The 12,059-nt window shown below is 58.3% G+C and carries 12 protein-coding genes; 5 read left to right on the top strand and 7 right to left on the bottom strand.

All coding sequences use genetic code 11. From position 1 onward, the window contains the following. Position 1 precedes the first annotated feature (1 nt). Both ACNKID_RS06180 and queD read right to left on the bottom strand, forming a co-directional pair. Positions 2–670, bottom strand: coding sequence for a radical SAM protein (locus ACNKID_RS06180; protein ID WP_417912561.1), 669 nt, complete (start codon positions 668–670; stop codon positions 2–4). Further along, a complete protein-coding gene (gene queD, locus ACNKID_RS06175) occupies positions 667–1,038 on the bottom strand; it encodes a 6-carboxytetrahydropterin synthase QueD (protein WP_417912560.1) in 372 nt (123 codons plus the stop codon). The genes ACNKID_RS06180 and queD overlap by 4 nt, the downstream gene beginning before the upstream one ends. 220 nt (positions 1,039–1,258) lie before the next feature. On the opposite strand from queD, the gene ACNKID_RS06170 reads away from it, so the two are divergent. The 4 genes from ACNKID_RS06170 (at position 1,259) to ACNKID_RS06155 (ending at position 5,549) form a co-directional block, all read left to right on the top strand. After that, entirely contained in the window at positions 1,259–2,434 is a 1,176-nt protein-coding gene (locus tag ACNKID_RS06170; RefSeq protein WP_417912559.1) for a type IV pilus twitching motility protein PilT, read from the top strand. A gap of 49 nt (positions 2,435–2,483) precedes the next feature. Then, positions 2,484–3,218 carry a hypothetical protein gene (locus tag ACNKID_RS06165; RefSeq protein ID WP_417912558.1) on the top strand — a complete coding sequence of 245 codons (735 nt, stop codon included), beginning with the start codon at positions 2,484–2,486 and terminating at the stop codon, positions 3,216–3,218. A gap of 177 nt (positions 3,219–3,395) precedes the next feature. Further along, a complete protein-coding gene (locus ACNKID_RS06160) occupies positions 3,396–5,141 on the top strand; it encodes a 30S ribosomal protein S1 (RefSeq protein ID WP_417912557.1) in 1,746 nt (581 codons plus the stop codon). A gap of 126 nt (positions 5,142–5,267) precedes the next feature. After that, positions 5,268–5,549 (top strand): HU family DNA-binding protein, encoded by a 282-nt coding sequence (locus tag ACNKID_RS06155; protein WP_417912556.1) that lies wholly within the window; start codon positions 5,268–5,270, stop codon positions 5,547–5,549. A gap of 330 nt (positions 5,550–5,879) precedes the next feature. Here ACNKID_RS06155 and ACNKID_RS06150 read toward each other — a convergent pair whose 3' ends face one another. Beyond that, positions 5,880–6,494, bottom strand: coding sequence for an L-threonylcarbamoyladenylate synthase (locus tag ACNKID_RS06150; protein WP_417912555.1), 615 nt, complete (start codon positions 6,492–6,494; stop codon positions 5,880–5,882). 208 nt (positions 6,495–6,702) lie between these two features. Between ACNKID_RS06150 and ACNKID_RS06145 the strand changes: the two genes are divergently transcribed. Then, positions 6,703–9,363: a ubiquitin-conjugating enzyme E2 gene (locus ACNKID_RS06145; RefSeq protein ID WP_417912554.1), complete on the top strand. Its 2,661-nt coding sequence runs from the start codon at positions 6,703–6,705 to the stop codon at positions 9,361–9,363. Here ACNKID_RS06145 and ACNKID_RS06140 read toward each other — a convergent pair. Genes ACNKID_RS06140 through ACNKID_RS06125 form a run of 4 tightly spaced genes read right to left on the bottom strand, consistent with a single transcriptional unit; the run spans position 9,357 to position 11,835 of the window. Next, positions 9,357–9,611 (bottom strand): hypothetical protein, encoded by a 255-nt coding sequence (locus ACNKID_RS06140; protein ID WP_417912553.1) that lies wholly within the window; start codon positions 9,609–9,611, stop codon positions 9,357–9,359. The genes ACNKID_RS06145 and ACNKID_RS06140 overlap by 7 nt on opposite strands. Continuing rightward, entirely contained in the window at positions 9,608–9,817 is a 210-nt protein-coding gene (locus ACNKID_RS06135; RefSeq protein ID WP_417912552.1) for a CooT family nickel-binding protein, read from the bottom strand. The genes ACNKID_RS06140 and ACNKID_RS06135 overlap by 4 nt, the downstream gene beginning before the upstream one ends. Positions 9,818–9,830: 13 nt before the next feature. Next, entirely contained in the window at positions 9,831–10,820 is a 990-nt protein-coding gene (locus ACNKID_RS06130; RefSeq protein WP_417912551.1) for a KpsF/GutQ family sugar-phosphate isomerase, read from the bottom strand. Further along, positions 10,810–11,835: a YhdH/YhfP family quinone oxidoreductase gene (locus tag ACNKID_RS06125; RefSeq protein ID WP_417912550.1), complete on the bottom strand. Its 1,026-nt coding sequence runs from the start codon at positions 11,833–11,835 to the stop codon at positions 10,810–10,812. Before ACNKID_RS06125 ends, ACNKID_RS06130 begins: the two co-directional genes overlap by 11 nt. Between the last annotated feature and the right edge of the window lie 224 nt (positions 11,836–12,059).

Here is a 12,059-nt window from a genome sequence, read left to right as displayed (position 1 = left end):
ATCAAACACCCCGGCTGATGCCCGGCCAGATTTGGGTATGCAGCTGCAATTGCAGGCGGACGGGCAGCTGCTCCCGCAGGAGAAAGTCTGCCAGCCGCGCTGGAGCAAGACGGTCAATGACAGGCGAGAAGAGCACCGGCAGCAGTTCGGTCAGATGCTGCTCACGGACCAGCTTTGCCGCCCAGGCCGCGTCCTCTTCCGAGCAGAGAACAAACTTGACCTCATCGCGGCTGCCTGCCGCTTTGCGCCGCCGGAGCAAGGCGATATTGCCCCAGTCATTATGCGCCGTCATCCCGGAGTCCGGGCATTTAATATCCAGAATCACCCTGACGGCTGCCGGAACCCGTTCAATGCTCAGGCTGCCGCCGGTCTCCAAAAGCACCTCACGGCCCTGCCTCAGCAGCGCGTCCATGAGCGGATACACCGTCTCTTGCAGCAGCGGCTCTCCGCCGGTGATCTCCGCCATGCAGCCAGGATACGGCTCCAGTTCCGCGCATATCTCGGCGACGCGCATCAGTTTGCCTTCCTCATCCCACGTGTAGCGGGAATCGCAATACGTACAGCGCAGATTGCAGCCGCAAAGCCGGACAAAGACGCAGGGCAGTCCGGCATGGGTGGATTCGCCTTGGATGGAGTGAAACAGCTCGGAAACCCGCAGGCTGCTGTTCATCCGCCGTAATAGATCACGCCGCTGGAGTCGGTCTCGCGCACCTCGACAGCATGAATCTGATACCGCTCTGTTGTCAATACGCCTTTGAGCTGAATGAAGAAATACCGGGCGATGTGTTCTGATGAGGGGTTGCAGTCCTGAAAGGCGGGATGCTCGTTCAAATCACGATGATCCAGCTCATCCACCACGATGTTCACCTGCTGCTTGAGCGTTTTGAAGTCAACGCCCATGCCTAATTTGTCCAGCTCGCGGACGCGGACAGTCACCTTGACCTTCCAGTTATGGCCGTGGGGCCGCTCGCAGTTGCCGGGGTACTCGCGCAGATGATGTCCGCCGGAAAAATGGGTTTTGATGAAGATGTCGAACATATAGTGTCCTGTGCTGGCAGAGTTTGCTGGTTCGGCCTACTTTACGCGGCAGGACGGGGATTGGCAAGGGTGTTCTGCCGGCAGGGGCATGCAGATGAAAAATCATTTCCTGCTTGAACTGCGGCCCCTGCTGACGATAATATGAGCAGATGATCAGTGCTGGCAACGTCCTGCGCCTGTGCCGGACGGGCAGGCATTTCAATTCTCAGCGGAGGTGCGCATGAAACAGCCGGAAACCGCCTATTGGGTCGCGTCCATGCTCGGCAAGAAAAAGGGTGTGTCCGACTTGAACATCACTGTGGGCAAGCCGCTCCAAGTCGAAATCGACGGCGCGCTCTCACTGGTCGAGGTCGAGCCGCCAGTTGAGGAGCTGACCCCTTTTCAAACCGAAGTCTTCGCCCTCAACCTGATCAACGGCAACCAGCGCCTGCTGAGGGATCTGGTCTCCACCGGCTCCTGCGACCTCTCCTACACCTTGGATGGAAAGGCCCGCTTCCGCGTCAACGTCTTCACCCAGAAGGGCTGCTACTCCTCGGTGCTGCGGAAGCTGGAAACCAAGATTCCTTCCATCAAGGACTTCGGCTTTCCAGACTGCTTCTACAAGATGGCCAAGGAACGCAACGGCCTGATCCTTTTCACCGGCGGCACCGGCACCGGCAAAACCACGTCGCTGGCCTCGATTCTTAATGAGATCAACGAGACCCGCGCCGTCCATCTTGTCACGCTGGAAGATCCGATCGAGTACGTGCACCCTCATAAAAAGGCCACCTTCAACCAGCGCGAGCAAGGCGATGACTATGACACATTCGCCACCGGCCTGCGCGCCGCTCTCCGCCAGGCTCCAAAGGTGATTCTCGTCGGCGAGATACGCGACCGCGAGACGCTGGAGATTGCGCTCACCGCCGCTGAAACAGGCCACGTGGTTTTCTCCTCGCTGCACACCATAGACTCAGGCCAGACTATCAACCGTGTCATCGGCATGTTCGAGCATGACGAGCAGGCGCAAATCCGGGTGCGCCTGGCTGACACTATCCGCTGGGTCGTCAGTCAGCGCCTGCTGCCCAAGCGCGGCGGAGGCCGTGTGGCGGCACTGGAGATACTCCACACCAGCCTGCGGGTCAAAGACTTGATCCTCAACGGCGAAGACGTGGCCGCAGACAAGACCTTCTACAATATCCTCACCGAAGGTGTGACCTTGGACATGCGCACCTTTGATCAGCATATCCTCCAGCTTTTCGAACAGGAGCTGATCACCGAGGAGGTGGCCATGACCTACTGCTCCAACCGCAGCGTGATCAAGCGGGGCATGGACACCATCAAGGCCACCAAAGGGGAAAGCACCTCCAATATCACAGGTCTTGCCATGGAGCAGACGGAAGATCCAAACAAGAGATGAACACCGCAGAGGCCGCTGCGCCTGAACCCGTCCCGCATCGGAGAACGACATGATCAGCAACTGCCCCCACTGCCAAGGCGCGCTCAAATTCAGCACCGCCCAGCTTGGCAAGATCGAGCAGGCTCTCAAGGCCCTCAAGCCCGGCCAGCGTCTGCCGCTCAAATGCCCGCACTGCGCCAAGCCGATGAACCTCGACGCGGCAGGCAATGCCGAAGGCGCGGCAGCTCCGGCAGCACCTCCGCCCAAGCCTCCAGATCCGGCTGCCGAGGTGATCAAGCCGCCGCCGCCGCCGAACATGGACTGGCTGAAGAGCCAGAAGAATGAGGAGATGCAGTTCAATGACAGCGCCCGCGACGTGCCCATGGCCTTGGTGCTGCACAGCGATGACAACATGCGCCATCTGATCAAGTCGGCGATGGAGGCCTTGGGGTATCAGGCATCCTCAGTTGAAACGCCTGAGGAGGCTGTTCATGAAACGCTGTCGGTCAGCTACGCCTGCATCATCTACCACACCGGCTTTGAACCGGGCGGACTGAAGAACTCGACGTTTCACAACTACATGCGCAAAATGCCCATGTCGCGGCGGCGCTACACCTTCTACATCCTGATCGGGCCGGAGTTCATCAGCCTCTATGACATCCAGGCACTGGCCAACAGTGCCAACTTGGTGGTGGCGGAGAAGGATATGAAGGACTTTCAGCCCATCCTCCACAAGGCCATTCCGTACTACGAGCAGCTCTTCGGCCCGCTGCTGGAGCAGCTGGCCGACTTCGGCAAAAAATAGCCCCTCTGAAAAAAAAGACGGGGTTCCTTCAGGAAACGGTTGTTTTTCAGGGACATCTCTGGTAAAAGCCTTGGTTGGGCCGTCGTTCATGGGGAGCGGCGGACAAAATCAATGGACAAACGCATTTCATTTGACTGAAGGCCGGCCCGGCCCGGTCTGCAGAGGAACGGCAAACCCATGACTGACAAGGGAATTCGGCCCGCTTCGGCGGCGGAAGAAAGTGGCATGGAAGACATCAGCTTCGCTGAACTCTTCGAGCAGGAAGACAACAACACGGTCATCAACGTCCAAGAGGTGGTGATGGGCACCGTGGTCGAGGTGAAGCCTGACGCGATTCTGATCGACGTGGGCGACAAGGCGGAAAGCTACATTGCGATCAGCGAGTTCCGCAATGAGGATCCCGACCGGGTGATCAAAGTTGGCGACAAGTTTGAAGTCTTCATCGAAAAACGGAAGGAGGAGGGCGGCCTGCTGCTTTCCCGCGAAAAGGCCATTGCCATCAAAGTCTGGGAGGAAATTGCGCGCATTCAGGAGGAGGAAGGCACCATAACGGGCCGGATCGACAGCCGGGTCAAAGGCGGCATGTCCGTCGACATCGGCGTTCCCGCCTTCCTGCCCTACTCGCAGATCGACCTGCGTCCGGTCAAAGACATGGACGAGCTGATCGGCCAGAGCTTCGAGTTCAAAGTGCTCAAGTTCAACCGCAAGCGCAACAACGTGGTCATTTCCCGCCGGGCCATCCTTGAGGAGCAGCGGGCCAAGCTGCGCGAGCAGATGCGGGCCACCCTCAAAGAGGGTCAGACGGTCGTCGGTGCGATCACCAACATCACCGACTACGGCCTGTTCATTGACCTTGGCGGCATGGACGGTCTCTGCCACATCACCGACCTGTCTTGGGGCCGGGTTTCCCATCCCTCCAAGCTCTACACTGTCGGTCAGGAAATTGAGGTCAAAGTCCTCAAGTACGACCAAGAGTCTGACCGGGTTTCGCTCGGCATCAAGCAGCTCCGCCAAGACCCATGGGAAACGGTGCCGGAGAAGTACCCCGCAGGCAAAAAGGTCGTCGGCAAGGTGGTCTCCATCACCGACTACGGCACCTTTGTCGAGCTGGAGGAAGGCGTTGAGGGTTTGGTGCACATCTCTGAGATGAGCTGGTCGAAGAAGCCCCGTCATCCTTCCAAGATCGTCAGCGTGAGCCAAGAGATCGAGGTGCAGGTGCTGAAGGTGGAGGCCGAGACCAAGCGCATCTCCTTGGGCATGAAGCAGCTTCAGCCCAACCCGTGGGATGTGGTCGAGGAAAGCTACCCCATCGGCGCGATCATCGAGGGCAAGATCAAAAACATCACCGATTTCGGCATTTTCATCGGCATTGAGGAAGGGATTGACGGCCTGATCCATGTCTCCGACCTCTCCTGGACAGAGCGGATCAAGCATCCTTCAGAGAAATACTCCAAGGGCGATTCCATCCAAGCTGTTGTTTTGAAAATAGACAAGGATAACGAGCGGTTTTCCCTCGGCGTGAAGCAGCTCAAGCCCGATCCGTGGCAGACGGTCTTCACCAACTATCCTCTCGGCAGCACTGTTGAAGGCACCATCACCAACGTCACCGATTTCGGTGTTTTTGTGCAGCTGGAAGAGGGCATTGAAGGGCTGGTGCATGTCTCTGAGATCAGCCGGGACAAGGTCAAGACTCCGGTCGGTCTCTACAACATCGGCGACACGCTGAAGACGGTGGTGATCAACGTTTCCTCTGAGGACCGCAAAATAGGTCTGTCCCTGAAAGATACGGAGGCGCGGCCAGAGAAGACCGGCGGCGAGGCCTCCAGCGCGGATGAGGCTGCTCAGAAGGCGCAGAAAGGCTCCGGCCCCGCCACCTTCGGCGACCTGCTCAAGGCCGCCGCCAGCGCTGCCGAGAGTGAATAGCTGAACTCCAGCGGCAGAGGAAAGGCCGCTGTTTCCTGTGCGCAGGGAGCAGCGGCCTTTTTTTCGTATTTCAGCGGCCGCCGCACAGCGGTCGCGCATAGTTTACAAGGACACTGCGAAACCATCATGCTTAAGCGTGAACTGATCAGCGAGGCTGCCGGGCAGCTTGATGAATATTACAAACAGGATGTCGCCCAAGCTCTTGATGTCATTTTGGAAGAGATCGCCCAAGCCCTGACCGACGGGCGCAGGGTGGAAATCCGGGGCTTCGGCAGCTTCTCCGTCCGCACCCGCAGGCCAAGGACGACCAAAAATCCTAAAACTGGCAGGATCATGGATATTCCAGCCCGGAAAACCCTGCATTTCACCATGAGCAAATCGCTCAAAGAAGTCCTGATCGAGGCCTAGCCTCAGCCTTTCCTTCCAGACCTCGTTCGGGACGTTCGCGATGAGGTCTCGGACGTTCAAAACCTCTTCTGGAAGGTCCGACTCGAGATCAGGGATGTCCAGAACGTCATTGGGAACATTCTTGGTCTCGTCTGGGATGTTCCAAACGCTGTCCCGGACATCCGCAGTCTCGTTCTGAACCTCCCCGATGACGTTTGGCATGTCCGCAACCTCGTCTGGGATGTCCGGGACGAGGTTGCGGATGTTCCTGATGCCATCGGGGATATCCGGGAAGAGATCCGGAACCTTCTGAACGCTGTCTTGTACCGCAGCAGCAGGCCGCCGCCGGTCTCACAGGAAGGGAGCAATGTCGCCCTTGCCTTCCCGCAGAATCTCCGGCTGTTCGGTCACCAAGGAAATCACTGTGGATGGCTCCGGGAACAACTCGCCGCCGTCAATAATCAAATCAACCTGACTGCCGAACAGCTCCTCAACCGCATAGCTGTCCGCCGGGACCGCGCAGTCCTCGCGCAGGGCGCTGGTGTTCAGCACTGGATTGCCCAGCGTCTCGATCAGTGCCAGGCAGATGGGTGACTGCGGCAGGCGGATGCCCACGGTCTTCTGCTTGGTCAGCATGATTTTCGGCACCAATTTCGAGCCGGGCAGCACCATGGTGTAAGGGCCGGGCAGATGCCGCCGCAGCAGACGGTAGGCCGGACTGCTGACATGGGCGTACAGGCTGATGTCAGCCAGCGAGGCGCACATGAAGGAAAAAGGCTTGTCCTTGGCACGGCGTTTGATCTCATGCACCCGGCTTACCGCCTTCTGGTTGAAAATGTCACAGCCGAGGCCGTACATGGTGTCGGTCGGATAACAGACCACGCCGCCCTTTTTCAGCACCTCAACCGCCATGTTGATGAGTCGCTGCTGCGGGTTGACCGAATTGATCTCTATTTGTCTTGCCATGTTTCGCTCCGCTGCGCCTTCGTTGCGTCCTCGGCCATTGTACACGGAAAGGGACTGGCGGACAACCTTTCAGCATCGGGAAAAGCTGAGGAAAATTTTTTGAACTCTGCCGGAATGCGGCTTGTTGCGCATTATAAAATACCCTATAATATTTTTCACCAGCCAGGCCGCCGCCTGGTCAAAATTGACCCCAGCTTTTGGCAGAAAAATGGCCTCACAGACCGATCAGCGCACCGCAGACCTTGAGGAAGTCAGGAAAATTCTTGAGCATCATCCGCGCGTCAAGCTGCTGAACACAGAGGGCGAACCGCCAGACTGCTACGAGATTGAATACCGTCTCGCCGGACTGAGCAAAGCCGAGGACGGCAGCATCAGCAGGGCATCCAGCCATGTCATGCTGATCACTCTGCCCTTCGGTTATCCCCATTTTCCGCCCGCTGTCAAGCCGCTGACCCCTGTTTTTCATCCTGACATCGATCCTGACGGGGTGCGCATCTCCTCGCGCTGGCAGCAGGAGCCGTCCCTTGCCAAGCTGATTCTTCATATTGGCGAAATGATCTGCGGCAAGACATACAGCTTGCAAGATCCCTTCAATCAGGAAGCGGCGGACTGGTACAGCGAACATGCGGCGGAGCTGCCGTTGGACAGCTTGGAGGGCGGCACGGCGGACGCTGGCGTGACGGACGAGTTTGATTTTGGTTTGGAGGATATTGACCTGAGCAGCATCGCTCCTTCGGCTGAGGAGGAGGTCGGCGGCATTGAACTGTCCTTGGAGATGGAAGCACCGCAGGCTGTGCACGACATTTCCGGCGTGGACCATTCCGAAAATACGGAGCAGGACAGTGCTGATTTTGCTTTGGAGCTGGATGCATCACCTTCCGCCGCCGCGCAGGAAGATTTTGATATCGGCGTGAATGAACGTGTGCAGGACGAGGCGGAATTTGAGCTGGAAATCGGCGAGCCAGAGGCCGCGCCGCCTCAGGCGGACTTCGCGCCGAAGCTGGCGGAAATCCGCGCCCATATCGACCGGAAGGAAATCTATATCGCTGAGCGGCTGCTGAAGGAGATTCCGCCTGCTCTGCCGGAAGCGGAAGGATTCAGGCAGAAGGTCAAGGCCGCGCAGGAGCAGTGCGACACGCTCCTACAGGAAATGAAAATGCTGGAGGAAGAGGACAACTTCCCCGAAGCGAAAAAAATTCTTGTCAAGCTGAAAAAAGTTGCGGCGGACCTGCCTGGTTTGGCGGATATCGGCAGGCGGCTGGAACAGTCCCAATCCCTGCTCGACACCTTCAGCAGCAAAAAGGAGTCTGTGGCTGCTGAGCCGCAGGCGGAACAACTGCCGTCAGACGGAGAGAAGAAAAAGAAAAGACCTTCCCCGCCTCCTCCGCCCCCTAAAGAGAAGGCGGCTGAATCTGCTGAAAAAAACAAGGGAAAGTCAAGAGTATCCAGAACAATCAGACGGGAGATTCCAGTTGCGCCTTTCGCGGCGGCAGGCATTGCTGCCGCGCTGATTGTTGCTGGCGGGCTGATGTACACCAGAGACTCCAACATTCTGCTGGAGGCGGGCTTGGATTGGCAGGAAGCGCAGAGTCTGCTCAAACGGAAGAACTATCAGGGGGCTGAGGAAAAAGCTGGCGCAGCCCTCGGCAGGCTGAAAAGCATCCTCATCCCGCTGCCGGAAAAAAGCCGCATCAGAAAAGAAATCGAAGCGATGCTGGCAAGCGGCGAATTAATTGACGGAAAAGAGGGCAAGCGCAGCTACAAAGGGAAGAACATGCCGCTTGCGGAGGCGGACAAGCATGAGAAGACAGACCTGCTGGCCGCCCAAGCCGCCGAGAAGTTGAAGGCAAACAGCACCAGCGAGGCTGCCGCGTTCTACGAGCAGGCCGCCGCGCTCGCCGCGCAGGCTCCTGTCTATCCTGTTGCCGCCGAGACAGAGCGTTTTCAGGAGGAAGCCCGCCAGCTGAGGCTGAAAGAGGCTCAACGTGCCGCAGAGGAGGCTGAGGATCTCGGCGACTGGAAAAAAGCGGCAGAGAGCTGGCAGCAGGCTGTCAAGCACTGCAAGGGCGGGGAAGACTGCGAGAAATTCAAAAAAAGAATGTCTGATGCGATCTTCAAGCGGGAGCTTGACGTGTCAAGAGAGAGTTTCAAGGACTCTCATACGCAGTGGCAGGAAACTGTGCGCAAGCTCAAGGACTTGCAGGAGCGGATGGACAGCGATCCGAAATCCTTCACCGATGAGCACCGGCGCGAGCTGGAGCAACTGCTGATCCGCTCGCAGTTCTATCAGCTTCTGTCCGCAGCCAGCGAGTTCTACAGCAAAGGTGATGATGCCGCTGCGGTCAGGGACTATAAGACAGCAGCGGAGCTGCTCAGGAGCAGACAGGCCATGTTTGAGCCGGAGGAGCGGAGCGGGGCGGATAAAATCACGCGAACTGCGGTGATGATTGAAGTCAGCGCAAAATTGAACGCGGCTGGGGAAGCGGAGCGGCAAGGAGGCCGCCAGAGCGAGGCACTGCGGCTTTATGAGGAGGTGCAGAAGCTGCTCGGCACCTCAGGTCTTGATCCTGTGCTGGAGCGCAGCGTCAAGGAGAAGCTCGAAGGATTGCGCCAAGATGTAGACGGGAAACGCAGAATGGACTGGCTGAACCGGAACTATAAAAAATTATTCTGTGAAGCCTACTCCTATTCCTGCGGCTCCGACCTCAGCAAACCCGGCATGACCCTGAGCAAAAAAATCAACGGGATGGAGCTGTACAAGCTCCATTGCGTCGAGCGAAGCCAAGGCAGCTCCTACCGTCTTGAGCTGGAGTATCTCTACAATCCTACCGCCAATCAGTGGACACCCTACCGGAATGCTGGTCAGTGATGATGGTGACAGCCGCCATGGGTATGCGCATGTCCCGGCGCAGCCAATGGCCCGCCCGCCCTGCTCAGGGCTTCATGGAGGGCATGTTCCGCTGCATGCAAAGATTCTGCTGCGCTGCGCAGGAGGTCGGCAATTTCCGGCGCATCTGCGGTCAACGTGTCCGCCCATTGAAGAAACTCCGCGCCATGACCATGATTATGCTCAATCCAATGCGGCAGCAGCACCCGCACCTTGTCCAAGCTGTTCATTTGTCTCTATCCGTGTTCTGTTCCATTAAAAGAATGGAGCCGTTGAGCAGATCAACGCTCCTGACCCGCACCCCTCGCAGGGTCAGCGGCTCTTCAAAATAAGTGCTGAGAATCACGCCGTCCGCCGTCACATCCACGACAGTCACAGATTCCATCACCGTTTCACGGCTGCCCTGCCGTTCCACCACCGCCTTGAGCTGGCACATTTCTTTTCTCCTCTCAAATAAGAAAGCGGAATTCTCCTTTACCAAGAAGATCGTGCAGATGCAGGATGCCCAGCACGCTGCCCCGCCCGTCCAGCACCGCCAGCACCGTGATGTCCTTTTCCTGCATCAGACTGAGCGCATCAGCGGCCATCAAATCTGGGCCGATGCTCACCGGCGTTCTGGTCATGATCCCGGCAAGATCAGCCCCAGCTTTGCGCAGTTTACCGGGCAGCAGATTGTTGAGCAGATAGCGGCGGAGGTCGCCGTCCGTGATGATCCCGCGCAGTTCGCCGGAAGCTGAGTTGATCAGCACCGCGCCGAGATTTTTGCGGTTCAGTTCGGCAATCGCCTCGTCAAAGGCCGCTGTCTCGCTGACCATCGGCACCTTGTCGCCGGTAAGCATGACTTCCCGCACCGCAACCTTGAGGCGCTCGCCCAGACTGCCGCCAGGATGATTGCGCCGGAAGTCCTCAGCCCGGAAACGGCGGCGCCTGAGCAGAGCAACAGCAAGAGCGTCACCTAAGGCAAGAGTAGCTGTGGTGGAGGCGGTCGGAGCAAGCCCTAATGGGCAGGCTTCCATTGGCACGGCCACACTGAGCACCACCGCCGCCTGTTCTGCCAGCGAGGAGCGGATATTGCCGGTCATGGCGATCACCGGCACGGCACGTTCTTTGAGGCTGGCCAGCAGCCGGTTCAGCTCCGTGGTCTCGCCAGAATAGGAAATCGCCAGCACCACATCGTTCGCACCGACCATGCCGAGGTCGCCGTGCATGGCCTCCACCGGATGGAGAAAACAGGACGGCGTGCCGGTGGAATTGAACGTGGCCGCCATTTTCTGGCCCACCAGCCCAGACTTGCCAATGCCGGTAATGATCAGCCGACTTGGCGGACAGGCCATGATCAGGTCAACCGCTTGAACAAACTCCTGCCCCAAGGCATCACGGACAGCATAAATTCCCTTTGCCTCAATGTTCAGAGCTTCTCGCGCATGTTCAACGGTCATCCTTTTCTCCTGTCAAATCAATGACAATTCTGCCGCGTGTCCGGCCTGTCAGCATATCGTCAATAGTCTGGCTGAGCTGGGCCAAGCGGATGCGGACGCTGAGAGCTTGCAGCGCATCTTGCAGCAAGAGCCGCCACAATCCAGCCAGCTTGTCCCAGATTTCTTTGCGCCGGGACAGGGGGCATTCGGCGGAGTCAATCCCAACCAAGCTCACCCCGCGCAGAATGAAGGGATAGACGGTCAGCGGCAGCTCGCCAGAAGCCGCGTTACCGCAGCAAGTTACGATGCCGTTGTACTGCGCCGCCTTGACTGCGCCTGCGAGGATTTCGCCGCCTACTGTGTCCACCACCCCTGCCCAGCGTTCGCGGAGCAAGGCCGCGCTTGCCCGGCCTATGGCCTGCTGCCGGTTCAACACCGCCGCGCAGCCAAGCTGGCGCAGGAACTCATGTTCGCTCTCCTTGCCGGTGACTGCCGTGACTGCAAAGCCGAGCTTGGCCAGCAAGGCGCAGGCTAAAGAACCGACCCCGCCAGTCGCGCCAGTGACCAGCACCGGCCCCTGCTCAGGCTGCAAGCCAAGGGACAGCAGCTTGTCCACGCACTGCGCAGCAGTGAAGCCAGCGGTGCCGATCTGCATGGTTTCGAGCAAAGAGAGCGGCTCCGGCTTGGGCAGCACCCAAGCTGCGGGAACACGGATGTATTCGCCGAAACCGCCGGGCGTGTTCATGCCAAGATCATAACACATGCAGAGCGCTTTGTCACCCGCGCTGAACTGCGGCGCGGTCGAAGCAGCCACCACTCCTGCCGCGTCAATGCCCGGCGTGTGCGGATATTTCTTGGTCACGCCCCGGTTGCCGCTGGCGGAGAGCGCATCCTTGTAGTTGAGCGAGGAAAAATGCACCCGGATCAGCACGTCGCCGGGCGGCAGGTCGGCGATGCGGCGTTCCTCAACAGCCCGCTGAAAGCCGCCGTCTTGTTCCCGCACAACCAAAGCGCGGAAGGTGGTTTGCTCGTTCATAGACCTCCTGTGCAAGAAGTGCTTGTTGATACTTCTCCAATGTGAGCGCAGACACTAAACCAAATTCTTCTTGCAGCAGCAAGAAGCTCTTCCTCTATTTATCCATCCCGCCAACAAAGATCAACCATTCTCAGCTGCTGCAAGAAATAAAAAAGGGAGGACAGATTGCTCTGCCCTCCCCTTGGGTGCGCGGCTTGAACGCTGTCTTACTTCACTTCCTCAAA

Origin of the sequence: Candidatus Electronema sp. TJ (assembly GCF_048287355.1) — a bacterium.
GTDB lineage: Bacteria > Desulfobacterota > Desulfobulbia > Desulfobulbales > Desulfobulbaceae > Electronema.
The sequence above is the reverse complement of the archived record's forward strand: the minus strand, read 5'-3'. Positions and strand labels throughout refer to the sequence as shown.